Annotated in this window: 18 protein-coding genes and 1 tRNA gene; 15 read left to right on the top strand and 4 right to left on the bottom strand. The window is 48.7% G+C overall.

Annotated elements, in window-relative coordinates; genetic code table 11:
• Positions 1-2 precede the first annotated feature (2 nt).
• The 5 genes from CMR03_RS10660 to CMR03_RS10640 all read left to right on the top strand — a co-directional run bounded on the left by CMR03_RS10660 (position 3) and on the right by CMR03_RS10640 (position 7,726).
• The gene (locus CMR03_RS10660; RefSeq protein WP_063881091.1) at positions 3-593 is read left to right on the top strand and encodes a putative adenosine monophosphate-protein transferase Fic; all 591 of its coding nucleotides are present in this window, start codon (positions 3-5) and stop codon (positions 591-593) included.
• A gap of 412 nt (positions 594-1,005) precedes the next feature.
• Positions 1,006-1,332: a SymE family type I addiction module toxin gene (locus tag CMR03_RS10655; protein ID WP_096011497.1), complete on the top strand. Its 327-nt coding sequence runs from the start codon at positions 1,006-1,008 to the stop codon at positions 1,330-1,332.
• 372 nt (positions 1,333-1,704) lie between these two features.
• Positions 1,705-2,892: a DNA cytosine methyltransferase gene (locus tag CMR03_RS10650; protein ID WP_063878235.1), complete on the top strand. Its 1,188-nt coding sequence runs from the start codon at positions 1,705-1,707 to the stop codon at positions 2,890-2,892.
• A 36-nt stretch (positions 2,893-2,928) separates the two neighbouring features.
• Entirely contained in the window at positions 2,929-5,901 is a 2,973-nt protein-coding gene (locus CMR03_RS10645) for an ATP-binding protein (protein WP_096011496.1), read from the top strand.
• Complete coding sequence (locus CMR03_RS10640) at positions 5,891-7,726, top strand: response regulator receiver domain (RefSeq protein ID WP_063878234.1); 1,836 nt, start codon at positions 5,891-5,893, stop codon at positions 7,724-7,726. The genes CMR03_RS10645 and CMR03_RS10640 overlap by 11 nt, the downstream gene beginning before the upstream one ends.
• Positions 7,727-8,247: 521 nt before the next feature.
• Here the strand turns inward: CMR03_RS10640 and CMR03_RS10635 are convergent.
• Positions 8,248-8,332 (bottom strand) — tRNA-Leu (locus CMR03_RS10635).
• Positions 8,333-8,563: 231 nt separating this feature from the next.
• On the opposite strand from CMR03_RS10635, the gene CMR03_RS10630 reads away from it, so the two are divergent.
• The 4 genes from CMR03_RS10630 to CMR03_RS10610 all read left to right on the top strand — a co-directional run bounded on the left by CMR03_RS10630 (position 8,564) and on the right by CMR03_RS10610 (position 12,267).
• Positions 8,564-9,055, top strand: a complete 492-nt coding sequence (locus CMR03_RS10630; protein WP_096011495.1) for a YjjA family protein — start codon at positions 8,564-8,566, stop codon at positions 9,053-9,055.
• Between the two features lie 182 nt (positions 9,056-9,237).
• Positions 9,238-9,873, top strand: a complete 636-nt coding sequence (locus tag CMR03_RS10620; RefSeq protein ID WP_096011493.1) for a hypothetical protein — start codon at positions 9,238-9,240, stop codon at positions 9,871-9,873.
• 12 nt (positions 9,874-9,885) lie between these two features.
• On the top strand, positions 9,886-10,554 hold the full coding sequence (locus tag CMR03_RS10615; RefSeq protein ID WP_063878210.1) for a MarC family NAAT transporter: 669 nt from the start codon (positions 9,886-9,888) through the stop codon (positions 10,552-10,554).
• Positions 10,555-10,698: 144 nt separating this feature from the next.
• Positions 10,699-12,267 carry an ABC transporter substrate-binding protein gene (locus CMR03_RS10610; RefSeq protein ID WP_096011492.1) on the top strand — a complete coding sequence of 523 codons (1,569 nt, stop codon included), beginning with the start codon at positions 10,699-10,701 and terminating at the stop codon, positions 12,265-12,267.
• 271 nt (positions 12,268-12,538) lie between these two features.
• Here the strand turns inward: CMR03_RS10610 and CMR03_RS10605 are convergent, their stop codons facing one another.
• A complete protein-coding gene (locus tag CMR03_RS10605; protein ID WP_096011491.1) occupies positions 12,539-13,033 on the bottom strand; it encodes a hypothetical protein in 495 nt (164 codons plus the stop codon).
• A 245-nt stretch (positions 13,034-13,278) separates the two neighbouring features.
• On the opposite strand from CMR03_RS10605, the gene CMR03_RS10600 reads away from it, so the two are divergent.
• A complete protein-coding gene (locus CMR03_RS10600; protein WP_096011490.1) occupies positions 13,279-14,568 on the top strand; it encodes a DUF445 domain-containing protein in 1,290 nt (429 codons plus the stop codon).
• A gap of 621 nt (positions 14,569-15,189) precedes the next feature.
• Here the strand turns inward: CMR03_RS10600 and CMR03_RS10595 are convergent.
• Positions 15,190-16,035 (bottom strand): BtpA/SgcQ family protein, encoded by an 846-nt coding sequence (locus tag CMR03_RS10595; protein ID WP_096011489.1) that lies wholly within the window; start codon positions 16,033-16,035, stop codon positions 15,190-15,192.
• 29 nt (positions 16,036-16,064) lie between these two features.
• Between CMR03_RS10595 and CMR03_RS10590 the strand changes: the two genes are divergently transcribed.
• Positions 16,065-16,946 (top strand): ribokinase, encoded by an 882-nt coding sequence (locus CMR03_RS10590; RefSeq protein WP_096011488.1) that lies wholly within the window; start codon positions 16,065-16,067, stop codon positions 16,944-16,946.
• Here the strand turns inward: CMR03_RS10590 and CMR03_RS10585 are convergent.
• Positions 16,939-17,889, bottom strand: coding sequence for an ABC transporter substrate-binding protein (locus CMR03_RS10585; RefSeq protein WP_063878204.1), 951 nt, complete (start codon positions 17,887-17,889; stop codon positions 16,939-16,941). The two genes, CMR03_RS10590 and CMR03_RS10585, sit on opposite strands and share 8 nt — an antisense overlap.
• Positions 17,890-18,214: 325 nt before the next feature.
• Between CMR03_RS10585 and CMR03_RS10580 the strand changes: the two genes are divergently transcribed.
• The 4 genes from CMR03_RS10580 to CMR03_RS10565 all read left to right on the top strand — a co-directional run bounded on the left by CMR03_RS10580 (position 18,215) and on the right by CMR03_RS10565 (position 22,467).
• Positions 18,215-19,237, top strand: a complete 1,023-nt coding sequence (locus CMR03_RS10580; RefSeq protein ID WP_096011487.1) for a LacI family DNA-binding transcriptional regulator — start codon at positions 18,215-18,217, stop codon at positions 19,235-19,237.
• A gap of 376 nt (positions 19,238-19,613) precedes the next feature.
• Positions 19,614-20,360 (top strand): ATP-binding cassette domain-containing protein, encoded by a 747-nt coding sequence (locus tag CMR03_RS10575; RefSeq protein WP_162287595.1) that lies wholly within the window; start codon positions 19,614-19,616, stop codon positions 20,358-20,360.
• Between the two features lie 22 nt (positions 20,361-20,382).
• The gene (locus tag CMR03_RS10570) at positions 20,383-21,384 is read left to right on the top strand and encodes an ABC transporter permease (RefSeq protein ID WP_162287594.1); all 1,002 of its coding nucleotides are present in this window, start codon (positions 20,383-20,385) and stop codon (positions 21,382-21,384) included.
• Positions 21,385-21,387: 3 nt separating this feature from the next.
• Complete coding sequence (locus CMR03_RS10565; RefSeq protein ID WP_096011486.1) at positions 21,388-22,467, top strand: phosphotriesterase family protein; 1,080 nt, start codon at positions 21,388-21,390, stop codon at positions 22,465-22,467.
• Positions 22,468-22,478: the final 11 nt, after the last annotated feature.

Raw genomic sequence — 22,478 nt, 5'->3', positions numbered from 1 at the left:
TTATGGATAAGTATGATGCCGCTAATGATCATTACTGCTATCCGGGTAGCGCTGTATTAAAAAACAAGCTCAATATCGAAGAGACCGATGTGCTTGAAAAGGCTGAAAGAGAGATCACTGCGATAACAGTGAACGACATCGTGTTCAGCCAGCCACCCTACAACCTGGCTTATATGTGCCAGCTTCACAGACAGCTTTTTTCAAATCTCTATGAATGGGCAGGTACGCTGCGAACCGTAGATATTTCTAAAGGCGGGACACGGTTTTGTCATTGCGACAGGATCACCGCTGAAGCCAATAAATTATTCACTAAATTAAACAACGATAACTGGCTGTCGGGTCTTTCTAAAGATGCTTTCTGCGATAAAGCGGCTGAATACTACTGCGAATTTAACATGATACATCCCTTTCGCGAAGGGAATGGCAGAGTCCAGCGCTTATTATTTGAGCATCTTTCTCTTGCTGCTGGTTACGACCTTGACTGGGACCATATCGCACCAGAAGAATGGGTTCAGGCTAATATAGACGGTGTTTATGTGAACTACGAACCGATGTCTCAGATATTCAGGCGCATCGTTACACCTTACCCATGACAGCTAAAACAGCATTTTTCATGAACGCAGCACACATCCTTTAATGACGCGTCTTCATGACAGGGAAATGTGGTTATGCGACAGAAAACGCCCCCTTCCCTGACACCGGCTCAAATCGCGTGTTTTTAACAGTCTGCCCCAGCCTCAACCGCGCTTGAAACTGCCTTGATCTACCTGGATTTTCATATGTCTGTGAGATGGCAAAGAGGGAAGCTGGATACAGGTCGAAAATCGATGAACTTCTCTGAAATCAGCGAGATCTTTCTGCGTGCCCTTTCGCAGTTTTCTCTTTTCACACTCGATGCATTCCTGCCTCCCTGATTAAATCATCAGGTAATTTAGCGCGATACGAATGTGGGGCAACACATCCGCATCGCTGATCACAATCACTATTAAGTAAGGAATAGTAATCATGACTGCCAGCGATTGTATTTCAGGCCACCACGAAGCTAAAGAGACAAACTACACCCAGCGCTATGCGACCGTGGGTTATGTGACCCGCACTCCAGATTACCGCCGCATTCCGGCGATTACGCTTAAAGGCTGTTGGTTGAAAACAGCGGGTTTTCCCATTGGGGTGCAACTGGATGTGAAAGTGACCTGGGGGCGGATCATTATCAGCTTTAAACCCAGGGACGTGATCAACGGGACGCGGGTGAGATCGATCGAGGAACTGGCGTCACTGCCTGTGCATATGAGAAAACGGGTGATGAAGGCGATTGGGTTGACTGACTGGTAAGGATTGATGGGCTTGCCCCTGCGGAGGTGGGGGCGAGTGGGGTTTGTTATGTTGTAAGCAGATGCAGGGTTGCTATGACGGAAGCAGATTTAGCGAAGGTGTATAGTGCCATACGCAATCACAGGAAATTTCGTATAGATAGTTATAAAATAGTCAGTGAATAATTAACTCTAATCATACATTTTAAATGCAGTGAAATGAAAACACTCAATAGATAAAAACAGGTTAAAATTATTCTTGTTTAAAATCATAATTTTCAAGAAGTGAAAGGGTAATAACATGTTATTCCAATTAAATCACAACAAAAACAAAGCTTGTCATTTAATATGAATAATGTATAATGGAAAAGTTTTAACCTTTATTCGGAAAGCCATGAAAGCATTAGATTTATTTGCGGGAGCAGGTGGTTTTAGTTTAGCTGCTCATAATTTAGGATATGTTGATGTTGTCGCTGCAATTGAATTCGACAAGGCTGCCGCTCATACGTATAAAGAAAATTTAATTAATCGTTTGAAACGAGAAACAAAGCTTTTACAAAAAGATATACTTTTAGTAAGCCCTAAAGAGCTTAGAGCTGAATTAAAATTAGAAAAAAAAGAATTATCATTGATTCTTGGTGGGCCACCTTGTCAAGGTTTCTCAAGCCACAGATTAAAAGATTCGGGCGTTAATGATCCACGAAATAAATTACTCTTAAGGTATTTTGCTTTTGTTGATGAGTTTCAGCCAAAAATATTCTTAGTTGAAAATGTATCAGGTCTTCTATGGGAGCGTCACAAAAGTTACTTAGACGATTTTAAAAAACTATCTAAAGACAATAATTATACACTTACTCATTGCTCCATATTGAATGCAAGAGATTATGGGGTACCACAGAATCGTAAAAGAGTTTTCATTTTGGGTGTAAGAAATGATATTTATAAAGATAAAAAAGAAATTCATTTCCCTCCTTTAAAAACACATTTTAGCCCATCTTCTTTTGAAGTTAAGTTTGATGGAAAAAAAGCGTGGCGTACAGCATCTTCCGTTTTCGAGAAACTGACTCCAGCTTTGATTGAAAGATATTTATCAGAACATTTTAGTAAAAAGAAAAACTATAATAAAGATGAAATTCTTAAAATGCTTGAAAGCTTAGAGTTTGAATCTAGTCCTGTAAATATAAATGATCCTTGTAACATACATATGAAACCTACTCCAAATATGGAGGCGCGTTTTAATGCTACAGTTTTAAACGGTAGTCGTGCTGATGCTGGATTAGAATTTCAATTAAAATGTCACAGTGACGGGTATGAAGGACACAAAGATGTATATGGCAGAATGATGATACATTTGCCCTCAAATACTATCACAACTGGGTGCCATAACCCATCTAAAGGAAGATTCGTTCATCCGTGGAAAAACCATGGAATTACCTTAAGACATGCAGCACGGCTTCAAACGTTCCCAGATGATTTCCTGTTTACAGGAAATACAACAGAACAAGCTAGGCAAATAGGCAATGCAGTCCCTCCTCTTCTCGGAGAAATATTAATATCATCAATCTCACAACTTATAGTCTAATTTTCAGAAAAATTAAAATAATCTCAAGAGGCGAAAATGGTTATTTCAGCTAATTTTCAAACAAGAGCAAGAACCATTGATCACTTAGGCAGAGAGCAAATAGCCGACTGTCCTACAGCTATTTCGGAGTTATGGAAAAATTCATACGATGCATATGCAACAAGTGTATCGCTTAATATTTTTGATGGAGAAATTCCTGTTGCCACACTTGTCGACAACGGTCATGGAATGTCAATTGAAGATGTAATCAATAAATGGCTAACAGTTGGCACTGAATCTAAAGCAACAAATAAAGAAGTTCCTATAGAAGAACGTAACGGTATAGTCGATAAAAGAGAGAAGCAAGGTCAAAAGGGTATCGGTAGATTGTCCTGCGCTGCTTTAGGCTCTTTGATGCTACTCATATCAAAAAAGAAAAATAATAATTATGTAGCATGTTTGCTTGACTGGAGATTATTTGAAAATCCTTTTTTAATGCTCAATGATATAAGTATACCCATTACCGAGTTCAATTCAAAAAGTGAGCTATCAAATATATTACCTGACATGTTTGATGCATTAATGAGTAATATTTGGGGGGATGGAAAAGATGCCTCACGTGATAAAAGAATTGAAAGTGCTTGGACTGCATTTAGCGAGTTAGAAACCGAGCAAAAGAAAGAAATTACGCAACTTGCAATTGAAAAAACCGCTATAGATGTTTATTTTACAGAAAAACATTTTCAATCTTGGCCCGTTTGGCAAAATAATTCAGAATGTGGTACTGCAATGTTCATTGCTGATATACATTATGATTTGACAGCCCAATTATCTTTAGAATCAGGTTCAGAGGCGGAAGGTTCTGAACTTAGAGCTAAAGAGCGCTTTATACAAACCTTAAATAGTTTCGTTAATCCATTCCGCCGTGACGATGAAAGTAAGGTTTCTGATTTTAAAACAAGCGTATTAGTGTGGAATGGTAACCTCCAGAGATTGATTATTGATGAGGTGAGAAATTTCGATATAACCGATTTTGAACAATTAGAGCATATAGTTGAGGGGAATATTGACGAAACTGGTTTTTTTAGTGGAAGAGTTAAAGCTTTTGGAGAGTGGTACGAAAATATAACTATAAAACCAAAAACTAATTATAAGACAAGAATTGATACTAGATTTGGTCCTTTCTTCATGAGGTTAGGTACATTTGAAGTACAAAAAAAGAATACGACACTGTCCGATGAACAACATACTAAATTTGATACAATACGTGAACAGTTTGGCGGCGTAATGGTATTTCGTGATCACTTACGAGTTATGCCATATGGTAGGGAAGATAACGATTTTTTTGAAATTGAAAAAAGACGTACTAAAAATGCAGGTCTGTATATGTTTAGTAATAGAGCCTGTTTTGGTGGTGTATCAATAACTAAAGAACACAACCCTAATCTCCGTGATAAAGCAGGGCGAGAAGGGATAATCGATAATAAAGCTTCCAAAATTTTTCGAGAAGTTGTAGAGCATATATTAGTTGAAGTTGCTAAAAAATTCATTGGCCGTTCTTCTCATATTAGAGAAGAAAAACTCGAAGAAATTAATGCAAAATATAATGCATCCAAGGCTGAAGAAGACAGGAAAAAACTTCTTAAAAAAGAATTAAAAAGAATTAAAGCATCCATACAAAATAATATAAACAAACTCAGTCTAATCAATAATAATTTATCCGAAATATCTAAAAGTTTAACCATCGAAAATAAAAATATAGATCAAGAAGAACTTCTCTTTTTACGAGAAGAAGTTGATAAACTCGATGCCGAGCTAAAATCTTATTCTTTAGGAGCTGTGCCACGGAGTTTAGGCAGTATTGAAAAAGATTACAGGGAATACAGAGATATAGAATTAGATGCAAAGCGCCAGTTAAAAGACATAAATAGCTCATTGAGTTTCGCTTTAGAACAATTAGTTGTTAAAGATGATATTGAAATAGCTGCGAAAGATTTTCGTAGTAAAGCGGCTATATTGCATGCAAAGATACGAAAATTGGCTACAAAAGGAAGACAATCTCTTAAAGATGAACAAGAGAGATTTGAAGAAACAGTTAGTGCGATAAATAAAGCTTTTCATGAAAAGGTATCAGCGTATCTTACTGATCTTGATAATAAAAAAATTGGTCTTAAACAAACCCTCGAGTTAATAGAACTAGATTATCAAATTCAAGATATAGAAGTAACACAAAAATTATCTCCTTATATTTCAGCATTCGAAAACCTCAAGGAACAAATAGACCTGGAAAGTTTAGCTATTGTTTCAGTTAATGAAAACTCACGTTTGAAAAAGCAAGTTGAACAAGTCAATGCGTTAGCGCAGTTAGGGATTACTGTTGAAATAATAGGTCATGAGATTGAAGGATTTGACATGACTATTGAGCGCGGAATCAAAAATTTGAGTAGTTCGTCACTTGATCCATTGCAAAAAAGTGCATTGTTAAGTATAACTAATGCTCATGAGTCTTTAAGTGATTCTTGGCGGTTTTTAAGCCCTCTTAAATTATCTGGAGAAAAAGTCCGTGCGTTACTAACAGGACTGGATATATACACATATGTTAACAATTTTTTCAAAAACAAATTAGAAAATGATAGCATCTATTTTAGATGCACCAGCGATTTTGAAAAATTAGCCATATATGAGCAACCATCACGCATATATCCCGTTTTCATTAATTTGGTCAATAATTCAAGATATTGGGTAAAGGAAACCGAAACACTTACCAAGGAAATATTATTCGATGTTAAAGATGGCATTGTATATGTTTCCGACACTGGTCCTGGCGTTGACATGGATGATGTAGACGAGTTATTCACTATATTCTTTTCGAAAAAGCAAAGAGGTGGTCGTGGTGTCGGACTGTATCTTTGTAAACAAAATCTTGCAGTCAGTGGTCATTCAATTTTTTATGAAACCCGTGATGAAAAAAAGATTTTAAATGGTGCTAACTTTGCCATCATTTTTAAAGGATTGAAAAATGCAAACTAACATTGCTTTTGATTACAGGCCACATTTAAAGATAGCCTATATTGAGCCGATCCGAACGGTGACTGTAATTGATGATGAATATCCTACTTTAGATGAATTAATCTCAAGAAAGCCGAATAATTTCAAAGAAGAAAATATTGGAAGGCTTAGAGATATAGTAGAAGTGAGCCGCGATGTAAAATATAACTGGCTACTAGACATATACAATGGCCAAGAGACAAATATAGAATTAGGAACAGTCTCTAACAGACTTCACCATAGCGACCTTTTAATCCTTGACTATCATCTCGATGGTGAAGATTCAGGATATTGTAAAAAATCAATCGATATAATTAAAAACTTATCAAGTAACAGGCATTATAATATTGTTGCCGTCCATACTAAAGGTTATACAGGTGATAAAGGTACGGTTCAAGATGTACTGATTGATATAATTATTTCGTTACAAGAAAAACCTAAAATTTGTATAATTTCTGAAAGAGAATTAGCAAAAATAAATTCAGCTCTTGATGATTGGGAAATTGAAAACTACAACATAAAAGAAATGATTCTTTCTTCAATATCCACTATCGATTTGTTATTTATTATCAATACGTTCAAGAATAAAATTCAAGATCCTCGTTTTGAGCATGTATATTTAGATGTATTCAAATCTTTATATGATAGCAAGCCTGAAAGTATTGAAATAAGCAAACGAGACCTCTTGAGGTGGTTGTCGTTTGAAAAATTTAAATTCCATGAAAATTTCTTTTCGGAAAGCACATCAAAATTTTTCGAATGGGGAAAAAATGAAAAATGTAATTGGGTAAAAACTGAAGACTTATTTCTAACTGTGTTAGGAAAAAAAGATACACCTATTAGTGAAATTCCAGATCAACTTATTGAAGCGATGGCAGAGTCTAAACCTCACCCGCATAAATTGGTATTGTCTAAACTTAGACATGAAATTGAATCTAATGGCAGTTACGCTGCAAGTAATATTCTTAATAAAAAGTTACTTCAGGCGGCTTGGCTTAAAGAACTTTTAAACAATGATAATCTCGCTATCAAAACTTCTGCCTGGCAAGCGGTGACCAAATTGTGGGAAGAACTTGCTTACGAAATAAAACATAGCCTTGATGATTTCACTATTAGTTTAGTTAACTCAATAAATAAAATGGAAAATCCTCTTGACTACTTTATTGAAAAAGAGACACTTGAAAATATTACTGACCAAGTTATTCAAGCTAATTGTTTCAGTTGTTCAAAGAAAATCAGCACACATCACTTAGTAACTGGTCATATATTGACTTTTAATGGAAATTATTGGCTTTGTTTAACACCAATGTGTGATCTTGTTCCCGGCCAAAAAAATAGTGATAATGATCTTATATCTGTGACTTTAGTACAAATGTATGATGCAAGAATAGCCTTGAGGAACATGCGAGAAAGTATGTGCGATTCCCTTGGAATTTCTCAATTGCCAAAACTATCGAAAATAGATGAAACAAAAGAAATACTCAAATATGCAACACAGAATAATCTTCTTTTTATTCGTCATCATAACAAAGATGAAGAAATAAAAATACTTAGCTTTACTTATGGTCTCGATGGAAAAGCAAATCCTAAGGCGAGGGATTATTATGTTGATAGACAAGGCGTATTTAATGAGGACGATAAAAAGGTTACTTTAAAATATGCCGAACCCTCTCCTAAAGGTAACGATGTGAATATTTTGACCACAGACGCAGAGATAATAGCTGAGTTAAGATATGAATATGCCTTGAACTTACTAAGTAGATTAGGAGTATCAAAGTCAAGAATAGGCTTAGACTTTATTAATTAATAATATCATAGGACTACACTGCTGTTTTCAAATAAGAAAGCTGCAGTGTAGTCCTAAACATTTATCACTATAATTTTTAATTTTCAATGCTTTTCTTATTTTTTTATAAAGCCCTTAACTATTGAAATTTTTTTAAAAAAATATTATTTCATCAAATGGGATTATAAATATTTAATCAGGGCTATATGATTTCTGATTTACACTGCGATATGAGATACAATCCGGAATGCCTTGATGGCCGCATAGTATTTATTAGATTAATTATTGAAACATACAAATTAGGTTAATTTAAAAAAATTTATGCATAAAAATATCGAACTAATTTCTAATTTCTAATTTCTAATTTCTAATTTCTAATTTCTAATTTCTAATTTCTAATTTCTAATTTCTAATTAATGAATTATGTACGTCCTCAAGGTTATAATTAGGTATTTGAAATAATTTTCAACTAAAAATTTATAATTTCAGACACAAAAAAAGCCGCCCTCAGGCAGCTTCTTAGTCCTACAACTCACTTCACTTGGTGCCGAAGGCCGGACTCGAACCGGCACATCTTTCGATGGTTGATTTTGAATCAACTGCGTCTACCGATTTCGCCACTTCGGCACTGAAGAGGATGCGGAAAACGTTGGGGATTATACCGTTACGTGCCCAGCACGCAACCCTATTCCGCTGTGTTGTGCGCTAAGCGGCGAAAAAACACACGGAACCCGGCAAACCCGCCCTTTCACGCTGCCAGAATCCTCCCAAACCGCCTTCCCCTCATCATACCGTCGGAACTTTCTCATCCGCACCGCCTCTTAACAGCATGAAGCATAAAACCAAACCGAGGTCGAAATGAAAAAGCGCCATATTCTCTGCACCCTGGCAGCCCTGCTGCTGGCGGGCAATGCGTCAGCAGCAAGCTGGCAGGATCAACTCAGCAGCGCCGCCAACCAGCTGAGCCAGCAAAATAACGGTGCATCCGGTCAGCAGAACGGCGGGCTGTCGATGTCCTCCATTACCAGCCTGCTCAACAGCAACGACAAAGCCATGAGCGCCAACAGCATGACCAACGCCGCCGGCGTCATGCAGTACTGCGTTGAGCACAACGTGGTGAAAAACAACGTGCAGTCGGTGAAGGACCAGGTGCTGAGCAAGCTTGGCCTGGATACCACCGCCGCACAGCAGCAGAAACCGGATTACACCCAGGGCGTGGCCGGGCTGCTGAACACCGGCAATGGTCAGCAGCTGAACCTGCAAAGCCTCAGCAACTCCCCAATGGGCGAGAAGCTGAAAACCAAAGCCTGTGACGTGGTGCTGAAACAGGGTAAAAACTTTATCTCCTGACAACCACCTGCCAGCCCCGTGCTGGCAGGTCAATCGCCTCTTCCCGCACGGCATTCTCCCCGCGCATTCCCGCCCTGTTTACCGCATGCATCACCCTGAATCCCAACACCTTTAGCCATAAGTTTCCCTTCTTAATGCGTTGAGCGTTATAGTGATGTTTTGATTTGAACAGGACAGCACGCATGAAAGGTATCAACATCGCCATTTACTTCGATCCAGACCTGATCACAGCCTGCGTAAATGCGTCAGAAGGGAGCTTCGTTAATAAAAAGTTCGAGTACGACGACGGCGTGATCGAAGAGATCTACCAGTGGCTCGAACAGTACGATCCTAACCGCACGCATATCTGTTTGATCGAAAACGAAAGCGCCGAACTGCTGGCCGACGAACTGGTGGATCAGGGCTATCACGTCCACCAGATTACCAGCCACCAGATGCTGACCTGGTTCGCAACCGAACCGCCCTCTTCGCCCGACGGCACGCCGATGCGCGCCATGCTGCGTTATCTGGAGCAGGAACATCCGCGCGAATATGAATCCCGCACGCCGCAGACCGAAGCCCTGATGGAGATGTTCGACGAGCTGGATGCGCTGGAGATGGTGGAAGACAGCGAAGACGAAGACAACCTGCCCGCCGACCTGCTGCGCAGCATGAAAAAGCACAAGATCAGCGCCAGCGATGCCGCACAGCGCCTGATCCCGGACGTGAATGAACGTATCCGCGAGCACCTGATGCAGTACCCGGAGCTGATGACGCCGGAGATCCTGCAAGACTTCTTCCCGGAACTGCTGGAAGCGCTGGAACGTCCGAAACATTAAGCGGGTTAAGGTATGCTGGAGTTAATCAAAGCGATCGGGTTGGGCTTAGTGGTGATACTGCCGCTCGCCAACCCGCTTACCACCGTGGCGCTGTTTTTGGGCCTGGCCGGTGAGATGAGTTTTCAGGAGCGCAACCGTCAGGCGCTGCAGGCGAGCATTTATGTGTTCGCCATCATGATGGTGGCCTGGTACGCGGGCAGCGCAGTGTTGCACACCTTCGGCATCTCCATTCCGGGGCTGCGCATCGCGGGCGGGCTGATCGTGGCCTTTATTGGTTTTCGCATGCTGTTTCCGGCGAAGCCGGTGGGCCACTCAGTTGAAGCCAAACACAAGCACGATGAGCTGGAAACCGCGCAGGAACCGGTGAACATCGCCTTTGTCCCGCTGGCGATGCCAAGCACCGCCGGGCCGGGGACGATCGCGATGATCATTTCATCGGCCTCCACGGTGCGCAGCGGGGTAGATTTTCCCGCCTGGGTACTCAACGTGGCCCCGGTGCTGACCTTCCTGGTAGTGAGCGTGATTTTATGGATTTCCCTGCGCAGTTCGGGGGCGATCATGCGGCTGGTGGGCAAAGGCGGCATTGAGGCGATCTCGCGCCTGATGGGCTTCCTGCTGGTGTGCATGGGCGTGCAGTTCATCATCAACGGCGTGCTGGAAGTCATTCACACTTTCCACTGACGGCCTGAGCCGCCCGCTGTTGGGCGGCCTGTCACCTAAGACAAATCGGCTAAGACGAAACTGGCATAGCTCAGAACAAACCGGCATTTTGACCTGCTCTGGCGCGGGTTAAAGTAGGGTTATCAATCATTAAGGATAACCGCTATGCGCAAACCGCTGCTCCTGCTTACCGCCCTTGCTCTCTCCTCTGCCGCCCACGCGACGACGCCGAAAGATACCTTCGTGGTCGCCGTGCCGCTGGACGGCATTATCAGTTTCGATCCGGCGGAAAGCTTTGAAACCGTCAGTACCGGCAGCCTGCGCAATATCTATCAGACCTTACTCCAGCCGGACAATCAGGACCCGCAAAAACTGTCCCCGCTGGCGGCGCTGCGCTGGCAGCCGGGTAAAACGCCGCACAGCCTGGTGTTTGACCTGAACCCGCAGGCGCGCTTTGCCAGCGGTAATCCGTTAACGGCGCAGGATGTGGTGTTCTCTTTAACCCGCGCGGTGAAGCTGAACAAAGCGCCCTCGTTTATCCTTGGGGAATTTGGCTGGACGCCGGAAAATATCGACCAGCAATTCACCATTATTAACGACCATCAGGTGGAGCTGCGCTGGCCGGCAGAGATCGGGCAGGATCTGGCCCTGCACCTGCTGACCGCGTCCGTCTCCTCCATCGTTGACAGCAAGCTGGCGCAGTCGCATGCCGCCAACAACGACTTCGGCAATGGCTGGCTGAAAACCCACTCGGCGGGCAGCGCGGCCTATGCGATCAAACAGTTTGTGCCCCTGCAGGCTCTGGTGCTGGAGGCCAATCCCAACAGCACGCAGAAATCGCACCTGAAACGGGTACTGCTGAAAGGCGTGGCCGATCCGGGCACCCGTCGGCTGTTGATCCAGCAGGGCGATGTGGATGCGGCGTACCAGTTGGGGCCGGATCAGCTTGCCTCGCTGAAAAGCGATCCCAACGTGCACATCGCCGCCTTTCCCTCCAGTCTGATCTACTACCTGGGTTTTAACACCAAAAGCCCGCAGCAGCCTGCGCTGGGCAATCCGGCCTTATGGCAGGCAGCGCGCTGGCTGGTGGACTACGACAGCCTGGCGAATCAGTTGCTGAAAGGGCAATACCGCGTGCACCAGAGCTTCCTGCCGCAGGGTTTTGACGGCGCGCTGGAGACCACACCGTTCCACTACGATGTCGAAAAAGCCAAAGCGATCTTAGCCAAAGGCGGCATTAAGCCCGGCGCGCATATCGCGCTGTCGGTGGTGAATCAGCCGCCTTATATCGATATCGCCCAGGCGCTGCAGTCGAGCTTTGCCAAAGCGGATGTGAATCTGGATATCCAGCCGGTGGCGGAATCGGAGCTGTGGAGCAAAATGCGCAGCCGCAACTTCGAGTCCATCTTTACCTACTGGGGCGCGGACTATATCGACCCGAACACCAACGCCAGCACCTTCGCCTATAACGTACCCAACGGCAGCAAAACCCTGGCCTGGCGCGTGGGCTGGGATATTCCCGAACTGAGCGCTCTGACCCGCAAAGCCGCCGGAGAAAGCGATGCCGCACAGCGTCGGGCCGATTATGTGTCCCTGCAACAGCAGTTACAGCAGAACTCGCCTTACGTGGTGATGTTGCAGGGCAAGGTGCAGGTGGCACTGCGCAAAAACGTGACGCACGCGCAACAAGGCATTGGCGTCACGCTGCTGAATTTTGAAGAGGTGGAGAAATAGAGGTTCAGAAGTAAAGGAGCAGACGTCAATCTGAGGGCGGCGGGCAATCCTGCCTGATGCCTTGCCCATTCTCAGGGCTGACGGCGGCTGGCTTTTAAATATCCGCACGCCCCAGGCCAGTCTGTTGGCAACCCTGCCAGCGGCAGTCGTTGTGCGCCTGGGTAAGCATGGCCCAGCGCCTGTTATTGACGCTGGCCGCGCCCTGTGCGGTGCCCTTCTCAGGCGGTCGCCATCGGTAAAAGTCGGTGGCAGCCAGGCCGCCACCTTGCGATTACTTGTGTTTCCAGCTGGTGGACACCGGATTGGTCACGGTGTTCTTTTCCTGCGTATAAGTGCCGTTCTGCTGGGCAATCGCCTCGCCGGTATCCACAATCGCGTTCTGGATAAACACGTTCTGCTTGTCGCCGCGCACAAAGGTTAACTGGTGGAAGGCGGTTTTATTGCCCCAGTCAGTGGACGGCAGTGAGATAAAGCGCACGGTAAAGGTCTCATCATCGAACTTACCCTGCATCACGTAAACGCCGTAGTGGTTTTCGCCCTGCGAGATGATTTTATAGGTGCCGTTGTCGTAGTAATAAATCTCGGCATCGGGGAAGGGTTTTTTGTCGTACATTTTACGGTAGTGCAGCACCTGCTTGATGGTGGGCTGGCCGAAGCTGACGGTCAGGTTTTTACCATCCGCCGAGGTGGTGAGCCCTTCTGCCTGCGCGGTCACGCCACTCATTAACATCAACAGACTTGCGGTTGCCGTTGCGATTGCTTTCACGTGATTCTCCTGGTCTGGTTCCATGGATAAGATGCGTCAACGTATTGAGACTGCACCCGAAATGTACCCTGGTGTAACTGTTTATCAGAGTGGTAATTCTCACGGTGATTAGTTTTAGGAACAGTCCGATTCGGGGAGCGTTCGCCGAATAACAGGGTAGGATTCAGTACCATTCTGACCTGTGGCGCACGGGCGCAGTCGGGCATTTTTCACTTACTTATCAGGCAAGCTGCTAAGATCAGGATATGGATAAACAACTCGAACTAAAACGGACGAAACGTCTGGCGCTGTCGCTGCTGCTGCTTGCCGCCGCCACCTTTGTGGTCACCCTGTTTCTGCCGCCCAACTTTTACGTTAGCGGCATCAAAGCCATTGCCGAAGCTGCGATGGTCGGTGCGCTGGCCGACTGGTTTGCGGTGGTCGCGCTGTTTCGGCGCGTGCCGGTGCCCTTTATCGCCCGTCATACGGCGATCATCCCGCGGAATAAAGATCGTATCGGGGAAAATCTTGGTCGCTTCGTGCAGGAAAAGTTTTTAGATACCGATTCGCTGCTGAACCTGATCCGCCGTCACGATCCTTCTCAGATGTTAGCTTCGTGGCTGAGCGCCCCCGGCAATGCCGATCGGATCGGCCGCCATCTGTTACAGGTGATGCGTGGCTTTCTTGATCTGACAGATGATGCCCGGATTCAGCACTTTATCCGCCGGGCCGTGCATAAGGCGATCGACAAGGTGGATCTCAGTCAGAGCGGCGCGCTGATGCTGGAAAGCCTGACCAAAAACAACCGTCATCAGGAACTGCTGGATGCGGCGGTGGATCAGCTGCTGCGTCTGCTACATAAGCCCAGTACCCGGGAGTTTATCGCCAGCCAGCTGGTGCGCTGGCTGAAGCGCGAGCACCCTATCAAAGCAAAAATGTTGCCAACTGAATGGCTGGGCGAGCACAGCGCAGAGCTGGTGGCCAATGCGGTGGATTCCCTGCTGGACGATGTGGCGCTGGATCAGGGCCATGAGCTGCGTCTGGGTTTTAACCGTGCGGTGGATCGTTTGATTGAGAAGCTTAAAAACGATCCCGAAATGGCCGAGCGCGCAGAGGTGATCAAAGGCTGGTTAAAAGACGATCCTACGCTCAACCGCTATATCGGTGAACTCTGGGGCGATCTGCGTAACTGGCTGAAAGCCGATCTGAGCAGCGACGATTCAAAAGTGCAGGACAAAGTCCGTCTGGCGGCGCTGTGGCTGGGTGAAACCCTGGCCGCCGATGAAGGGCTGCGCAGCTCCATGAATCAGCATCTGGAAGACGCCGCCCGCAGCGTTGCGCCTGAGTTTGCCGGCTTTCTGACGCGCCATATCAGCGACACCGTGAAAAGCTGGGATGCCCGTGATATGTCCCGGCAGATCGAACTCAACATCGGTAAAGACCTGCAGTTCATCCGCATCAACGGGACGCTGGTGGGCGGCACCATCGGCCTGATTCTCTACCTGCTGTCGCAGATTCCGGCGGTGCTGCCGGTGGTAAAAGGCTGGCTGGCCTGAGTTACAACGGCGCTGTTCCTCTTTTCAACCGCCTTGTTAAAGGGAGGTGAATATCACCTCCCTTAGGTGCGGCCTGAACGTGATTTACCTGAAGGTCTTCACGATAATTTCAAGCAGTTGCAGTAGCGCAACCATGAGCTTCAGAAATACGCGTGCGATTTCTATCCATCTCATACGCTGACTCCTGTGGTCAGGAGCACTTTCAGCCTGCGTACCTTTCCGCTGCCTGTGACAGGCTGATCAGGTTGATACTGCATGATGTGCCCCAGGAGGTTAAGGCACTGACGGCACCACCCGTTTCAGCCAGGACTTGTCTGTCATGGAATGCCGCTTTCACAACCCGGTGCGGCCTCAGAGCACATCACTATCAACGTGGAAAAGCATAACAAAATAACTTTATAGACAAAGCGTTAAGACCCGTTATTACGAGCGCTGCCGCATAACGGCTAAGGAAGAACGAACAATAAAACCTCACCCACTTGCGCTATAGCGGATTTGTTCGTATATTTCAAAACGTTGATACTGCATGGTGTGCACCGCACTTAACCGTGCTGATGTAAACAAAAAACCTCGCCTCACCAGCGGGGTTTTTTGTTGTCTGTGGCTGGCGCTAAACGGCGGCTACGCCTTATCCAGCGCCGCCTGCGCCACGGCCATAAAGTGTTTCACCCTTTCCAGATCCACATTGTTCCACCACACGCCATCCACCTTGAGCGCGCTGGCGACAATCACGCCCTGGGTGCGGCCCAGAATCTGGCAGACATTGGCTGGCGTCACGCCCGAGCCCACCAGCAGCGGCAAGGCGGTGGCAGCACGAATGTCGTCGATCTCGTCCAGGGTGGCGCTGTCGCCGGTGCGCTGTCCGGTGGCGATCACCGCGTCCGCGTCAAAGAAGTCGACATCGCGCGTCAGCTCCTGGATAGAGCGGTCGGCCACAATCGCATGGCTGCCGTGTTTGACGTGGCTGTCGGCAAACACCCGGATATGTTCGGCGCGCAGCTGGCTGCGATAGCGCAGGGCTTTGGCGGCAGCGCCTTCTATAAAGCCTTCATTGGCGATATAGGCGTTGGCCCACTGATTAACGCGGATAAAATCGGCTCCGCCCGCCAGCGCGGTGGCAAAGGCCGGCAGTGCCGCATTGGCTAATACGTTAATCCCCAATGGCACACCGAAACGTTCACGCACTTTTTCCGTGATGACCGCCATCAAAGCGGACGTTTCCGGGCCAATATCCTCGGGTTTTGAAAACGGAATATCGCCGTGGTTTTCAATGATCAGGCCATGAACGCCACCGCAAATATAATTTTCCGCATCCCGCAGGGCGCGCTCAATTATCGCCTTAACCGGTTTCCCCCGATATTGTGGCGCACCGGGAAACGGGTCACAGTGAATAACGCCAATCACCGCTTTAGGGCGGGAAAATATCGCTTGTATTGCATCATTTTTTCCTGCTGATATAGCAACCATCTTTTCTTCATCCTGTTCAGGGAAACACTATGCGTGTGTATGTGGCCGGAAATATCACTGTCGATGAAACCTGGTCCATTGCCGATATTCCGCTAAAAGGCGCATCCATTCATGGAAATAAAATGTCGCAGGATATCGGCGGCAAAGGCGCGAATCAGGCCATTCTGTTATCCCGCTGCGGCATTGAAACCCATTTAATAGCCGCAACGGGAGAAGACAGTAATGGAATATGGATTCGCCAGCAGCTCACGCAGGAGCCGCTTTATTTGCTGCCGGCTGAACCTGTTCACCCCTTTAGCGATACCTCGCTTATTTTAAACAGCGCGGACGGTGACAACGCCATTATTACCAGCACCGGGGCCGCCGAGGCGTTGAGCCTCGACACGATCGTCAGCCATCTGGCGGCGGCTCGCCCAGGCGATATGCTGCTACAACAGGGCAATTTCTCGCCAGAGAAAACCCATGCGCTGTTCCGGCTGGCGAAATCGCGTGGCCTGATCACCGTGTTTAATCCTTCGCCAGTCCATGCCGGATTTAGTGCCTGCTGGCCGCTGGTGGATATTGCCGTGGTGAATCAGCACGAAGCCCGGCAGTTGCAGCCTGAAGCGGTCAAAACGTTAGTGATTACTCACGGTAGCGCCGGTGCCTGGCTGATTCAGGGCTCCCAGCGTACGTTTTGCCCGGCCCAGCCCGTTCAGGCGCTGGATACCACCGGCGCAGGCGATACCTTTCTTGCGGTGATGCTGGCGTCGGCGCTCATCCGTCAGGTTCAGACAGATAAGTTAGCGCTTACTCATGCCAGCCAGGCCGCCGCCATAACGGTGAGTCGCCGTGGCACGCTAAGCGCCTTCCCCTCCGTCAACGAACTCGCCGCGCTACTGCGTGCAGGCGGCGAGGCATCGGTTACTTAAACATCGCGCGGTAGCTGTCGACGTTAGCTTTGGTCACGACCGTGGCCGGTACCAGTATGGTTTTGGGTACGCTTTTGCCTGCGGTAATCTGGTTCAGCGCCTTCACGGCTTCTTCCCCCATTTTTTTCGGGTCCTGCTGCAACACCGCCGTGACGTAACCGTTATCAATGCCGGTGATAGCCTTTGAGGTCAGATCCCAGCCGAACACCTTGATGTCTTTCTGGCGTCCCTGGTTCTCCACGGCCGCAATCGCCCCCAGTAAGGCCGGTTCGCCGGTGGCATAAATGGCCGTTAAGTCCGGGTTCCCGGTGATCAGGTTCTCAGCCGCCGTCATCGCGTTATCCTGCACGTTCTGACCGTCAACCACATCGGCCACGGTGATGCCAGGATTGCTCTTGATGGTGTCTTCAAAGCCTTTTTGACGCTGGTTTTGGACCGCAGAATTCAGTGCTCCCACAATCCCCAGCCGTGCTTTGCCACCCATATTTTTTGCCACATAGTCGACAAAATATTTACCGATAATCTTACCGCCTTCCAGATTATCCACGCCCACCTGCGCCGCCTGTGGACCAGCCGGTAATACCGCATCAATCGCAATCACCGGAATTTTTGCGGCAGCCGCTTCTTTAATTGCAGGCATGATGCCGTTCACATCAATCGCGTCCACCATAATGCCCTTTACGCCCTGCTGAATATAATTTTCAATGGCGTCGTTTTGCGATACGGGATTATCGTTGGCGTTAAAAATCACTACTTCTTTACCGCTGGCTTTCGCCGCCTCCTGTGCGCCCTTATTCATCTGATTAAAAAACAGGGCCTGCTGGTTAATCTGTACCAGCGCATAAGTCGGTGCTGCGTGAGCCAAAGAAAAAACAGAACCCGCTGCCAGTAAGCCCGTTGCCAGCGCAACAGAACGCAATTTTCTGGTGTTAAATGACATCATCATAAAATTCCTCGTCGGGAATACGCGATAACCAGTCGATCTCCGCATCGAAATGCAGAGGGATTATTGTTGGCGGGCAAATATCGTAGGAAGGGCTTATTCAGCCTGAACCTGAATAACGTCGTTTCTGTTCACTGTCCATTATGGTGAACACCTGAAACGGGTTAAGCCGGTTTGGGAGTGACTCCCGGGTAATGCGGTAAACTCACTCTACCATTCTCTTCCGCTCAGATTTTGTCAAGCGAATATTTTATCGCCAGGCCTGACGCAAAAATACTGTATCCGGTGCGCGTAACTGTGTTACAGATAGCCGATTCTGAGCAATATGGCTGTGGATATGAGTAAAAAACGGGTGCTGTTATCCGACGTAGCGACGCTGGCCGGGCTGTCGAAAGCGACCGTATCCCGCTATATGAATCAAAGCATTATGCTGCCGCAGGACACCATCGACCGTATCGAAGCCGCCATTCGCCAACTGGATTATCGCGGCAACAGCCTGGCGCGCCGTCTGAGCAAGGGCGGCAGCGAAACCTTAGGCCTGGTCTTGCCCGATATTACCAACCCCTTCTTTGCCGAACTGGCCGATGCCGCCGAAGAAGCCGCCTCGGCCCACGGCTACAGCCTGGTGCTGTGTATCACCCGTAACCATCCCGGCAAAGAAAGCCAGTTTATTCGCTGGCTGGATACCTGCCAGGTGGATGGCCTGCTGTTTACCACCAACCACCCGGATAACGGCCTGCTGCGTAAGGAAATTAACCGCCATCAGCGCATCGTGCTGCTGGATGAAGATATTCCCGGCAGCCTGGTGCCAAAAGTCTTTGCCGATAACGTGCAGGGCGGTCGCATTGCCACCGAAAAACTGATCGCTGCCGGTCATCGTCATATCGCGTTTGTGGGCGGGCCGGATGAACTGATGAGCGTGCGCGAACGCTATCAGGGTTTCTGCACCGCCATGAAGCAGGCAGGCCTGGAGGTTCCGCCCGAGTGGGTGATGTACGGCGAATACCAGCGCACCTTTGGTGAACAGGCGCTTCAGCATCTGTTCAGCCGGACGCACCGCCCGACCGCCGTGTTTGCCGCCAGTGATTATCTGGTGCTGGGCTTGCTGGATGGCCTGCGCGCGCGCGGGCTGCGGGCTCCCGAGGCGCTGTCGCTGGTGGGATTCGACGACGCCACCTATGCAGATTTTACCCAACCCCGCATTTCCACCATTCGCCAGCCCGCCCGGGAACTGGGCCAGACCGCGGTTAACATCATGCTGCGCATCCTGAATGACGAAGCCGATATCCCCGCCGAAACCCGTCTTGCGGTGGAATGGGTGGCGCGTGATTCCATACAAATTTGCTAACTGCGTCCCAAAATGGCGCAAAACCGCACAATTTTAGCGCAAATAACGAGCTTTTTAATTTCTCAGCGTTATAGTTAGTAAACCGGTTTACCAGAAATTAACATTTAAACGTGTTTAAAAACAACTGGTTAAGCCGCGTGTGTAATGCCTGTGTTGCAGGCTGGCACGGATGCTGCAATAGCGTATCTGGCAAGCAAATATCGTTACAGCGGTTGTTCAGAGGTTATGTATAAAGGCTTTATCTGGCAGGTAAACCGGTTTACAAGGGCGTAAACCGTGCAGGATAACGCTTTTTTACCTCCGTTCAGCTTTTCCCGTGAGTGGTGATGGGAGTTATCGAATGCAGCAATTACATACTGCCCCGGCACGGGTAGAGATGGTGAATATCACCAAAACCTACGGCGCGATACGTTCCCTGCGCGGCGTCAATTTACAGCTGGCGCCTGGCGAAGTGCTGGGCCTGGTGGGCGATAACGGCGCGGGCAAGTCCACGCTGACCAAGGTACTGTCTGGCGCAGTGGTGCCCACCAGCGGCACGATTCGTATTGATGGAGAACCGCAGCATTTCAGTAATCCTGCGGATTCACGCCGTTGCCATATCGAAATGGTTTATCAGGATCTGTCGCTGTGCGACACGGTCGATGTGGCAGGCAACCTGTTTATGGGACGCGAGCCGATGAAATCGATTCTCGGCATCCCCTTTCTCGATCAGGAAAAAATGCATACCGATGCGCGGGAAATGCTGAAAGGTCTGGGCATTTCCATTCCCGACACACGTTTGCTGGTGCGCAATCTGTCTGGCGGACAACGCCAGGCTATCGCCATCGCCCGCGCGGCCGCCTTTGATCCTAAAGTCTTGATCATGGATGAACCCACTGCGGCGCTGGCCGTGGCCGAAGTCGAAGCGGTGCTGGAACTGATTCGTCGGGTGTCGGCGCGCGGCGTCAGCGTGATCCTGATTACCCATCGCTTACAGGATCTGTTCCTGGTCTGCGACCGGATCATGGTGATGTACGAAGGTACGAACGTGGCAGATCGCCGGGTGGCGGACACCGACCTGAGCGAGATCGTCAATCTGATCGTGGGCGAAAAATTTGTCGCCCGCTCTGCGGCGACGCACTGAGCGAGGTAACAGGATGACTATCATGAATCTGAGCGGTTCCCGTATGGCCCAACACTCGTTGCCGCGTCGCCTGCTGCACAACCACTCTGGCGTGGTCAGCATCGCGCTGTTTTTTGTGTTCTGTTGCGTGGTGTTTTCCCTGATCACCGGCAATTTTCTCAGCAGTGCCAACTGGCTCAATATTATTCGCCAGAGTGCGCCCTTGCTGATCGTGGCCACGGCCATGACGCTGGTGATCACCACCGGCGGGATCGATCTTTCCGTGGGTTCGACGCTGGCGCTGGTCGGTGCACTGTCGGCTATCGCACTGAATAGCTGGGGACTGCCCTGGCCGGTCGTGTTGCTGGGTGGCCTGCTGCTGGGCGCGCTGGTCGGTGCCATCAACGGGTTCTTTATCGCCTATGAAGGCATTCCCGCCTTTATCGTGACGCTGGCGACCTTAGCCGTGGTGCGCGGCGTGGCGCTGCTGATTACCCAGGGCTATTCCATTCCCATCCCTGCCGACAGCCTGTTTGCCTTGATGGGCCGCGCTAAGGTGCTGGGCGTGCCGATGCCCGCGCTGATTGGCATTGTGGTGCTGATTGTCGGCCATATCGTGCTGAACCATATGCGTTTTGGTCGTTATGTGACGGCGATTGGGGCGAATGCCGAAGGCGCGCGCCGCAGTGGGATTAACACCAAAGCCGTGACCATGAAGGTCTATATCATCAGCGGGATGGCCGCCGCGCTGGCGGGCATGATTATTACCGCCCGGCTCGGCAGCGGTTCGTCTAACCAGGGCGAAGGATTCGAGTTGCAGGTGATTGCGGCTGTGGTGCTGGGCAGTACCAGCCTGTTCGGTGGCTTCGGCACCGTGATTGGCACGCTGCTGGGCGCGCTGTCGATCGCCATTATCCAGAATGGCCTGATCCTGTCTCATATCTCCCCGTTCTATACCCAGATTGCCACCGGCACCATCATTCTGCTGGCGATCTGGCTGAACACCCGCATTCTTAACCCGACCCGCGCTGCGGCGAAAGGATAGCCGATGAAACACTCCATTTTTCGGCATCCGGACCCTCTGCCGCTTGGTATCCACAGCGGTTATGTCATGACGGTACTGGGGCCGCTGCCGCTCAGCGAGATGGGCGTCACGCTGATGCATGAACACATTCTGCTGGATGCGTCCGGCAAGTGGGTGCCGCCCTGCTGCTGTGGCGATCGCCACCTGGCTGACATGCCGGTGAGCATGGAAAACCTGGGCGAGCTCTCACTCAACCCGTTAATCAGCCGCGACAACTGTCAGCTGTTTGATGTGGATGTGGCGATTGAGGAGCTGATGAAGTTCCGTGCGCTCGGCGGTGAAACGGTGGTCGATCCAACCAATATCGGCATCGGACGCGACCCGAAAGCCCTGCAGCGCATCGCGCGTCTGACCGGGCTGAACATCATCATGAGTACCGGCCTGTACCTGGAACCTTCGCACCCGGAGTGGGTGAAAACCCTCAGCATCGAGGAGCTGGCTGACAAGCTGATTTACGACCTTGGTGGCCGGGAAGACAAACCCGACGTACTCGCCGGGTTGATCGGCGAGATCGGCGTGTCCAGCCGCTTTACCCCCAGCGAGGAGAAATCCCTGCGGGCAGCAGGCCGCGCCAGTGCAGCAACCCGGGTGCCGATTGAAGTTCACCTGCCCGGCTGGGAACGGCTGGGCCACAAGGTGCTGGATATCCTGGAACACGAAGGAGCCGATCTGCGTCATGTGGTGCTGTGCCATATGAACCCCAGCTTTGCCGACAAGCGCTATCAGCGTGAACTGGCCCAGCGCGGCGCGTTTCTGGAATACGACATGATCGGCATGAGCTATTACTACGCCGATGAGTCCGCCCAGTCACCGTCCGACGAAGAGAACGCCCGCGCTATCCGCGAACTGATTGATGACGGCTTTATCGAGCAGATTTTGCTGTCCCAGGACGTATTCCTGAAAACCATGCTCACCCGCTACGGCGGCCACGGCTATGGCTACATCCTTAAACATTTTGTTCCGCGCCTGAAACGTCACGGCGTCAGCGGCGAACAACTTGAAACCTTAATGATTGCTAACCCACAGCGCGTATTTGGTGGGTAAGGGAGAAGCGT

Origin of the sequence: Pantoea allii (genome assembly GCF_002307475.1) — a bacterium.
GTDB lineage: Bacteria > Pseudomonadota > Gammaproteobacteria > Enterobacterales > Enterobacteriaceae > Pantoea > Pantoea allii.
The sequence above is the reverse complement of the archived record's forward strand: the minus strand, read 5'-3'. Positions and strand labels throughout refer to the sequence as shown.

What these genes read in the sequence shown, in the direction of transcription:
- CMR03_RS10660 (WP_063881091.1), top strand. Translation starts at nt 3, where the DNA reads ATGGATAAGTATGATGCCGCTAATGATCATTACTGCTATCCGGGTAGC.
- CMR03_RS10655 (WP_096011497.1), top strand. Translation starts at nt 1,006, where the DNA reads ATGACTGCCAGCGATTGTATTTCAGGCCACCACGAAGCTAAAGAGACA.
- CMR03_RS10650 (WP_063878235.1), top strand. Translation starts at nt 1,705, where the DNA reads ATGAAAGCATTAGATTTATTTGCGGGAGCAGGTGGTTTTAGTTTAGCT.
- CMR03_RS10645 (WP_096011496.1), top strand. Translation starts at nt 2,929, where the DNA reads ATGGTTATTTCAGCTAATTTTCAAACAAGAGCAAGAACCATTGATCAC.
- CMR03_RS10640 (WP_063878234.1), top strand. Translation starts at nt 5,891, where the DNA reads ATGCAAACTAACATTGCTTTTGATTACAGGCCACATTTAAAGATAGCC.
- CMR03_RS10630 (WP_096011495.1), top strand. Translation starts at nt 8,564, where the DNA reads ATGAAAAAGCGCCATATTCTCTGCACCCTGGCAGCCCTGCTGCTGGCG.
- CMR03_RS10620 (WP_096011493.1), top strand. Translation starts at nt 9,238, where the DNA reads ATGAAAGGTATCAACATCGCCATTTACTTCGATCCAGACCTGATCACA.
- CMR03_RS10615 (WP_063878210.1), top strand. Translation starts at nt 9,886, where the DNA reads ATGCTGGAGTTAATCAAAGCGATCGGGTTGGGCTTAGTGGTGATACTG.
- CMR03_RS10610 (WP_096011492.1), top strand. Translation starts at nt 10,699, where the DNA reads ATGCGCAAACCGCTGCTCCTGCTTACCGCCCTTGCTCTCTCCTCTGCC.
- CMR03_RS10600 (WP_096011490.1), top strand. Translation starts at nt 13,279, where the DNA reads ATGGATAAACAACTCGAACTAAAACGGACGAAACGTCTGGCGCTGTCG.
- CMR03_RS10595 (WP_096011489.1), bottom strand. Translation starts at nt 16,035, where the DNA reads ATGGTTGCTATATCAGCAGGAAAAAATGATGCAATACAAGCGATATTT.
- CMR03_RS10590 (WP_096011488.1), top strand. Translation starts at nt 16,065, where the DNA reads ATGCGTGTGTATGTGGCCGGAAATATCACTGTCGATGAAACCTGGTCC.
- CMR03_RS10585 (WP_063878204.1), bottom strand. Translation starts at nt 17,889, where the DNA reads ATGATGTCATTTAACACCAGAAAATTGCGTTCTGTTGCGCTGGCAACG.
- CMR03_RS10580 (WP_096011487.1), top strand. Translation starts at nt 18,215, where the DNA reads ATGGCTGTGGATATGAGTAAAAAACGGGTGCTGTTATCCGACGTAGCG.
- CMR03_RS10575 (WP_162287595.1), top strand. Translation starts at nt 19,614, where the DNA reads ATGGTGAATATCACCAAAACCTACGGCGCGATACGTTCCCTGCGCGGC.
- CMR03_RS10570 (WP_162287594.1), top strand. Translation starts at nt 20,383, where the DNA reads ATGAATCTGAGCGGTTCCCGTATGGCCCAACACTCGTTGCCGCGTCGC.
- CMR03_RS10565 (WP_096011486.1), top strand. Translation starts at nt 21,388, where the DNA reads ATGAAACACTCCATTTTTCGGCATCCGGACCCTCTGCCGCTTGGTATC.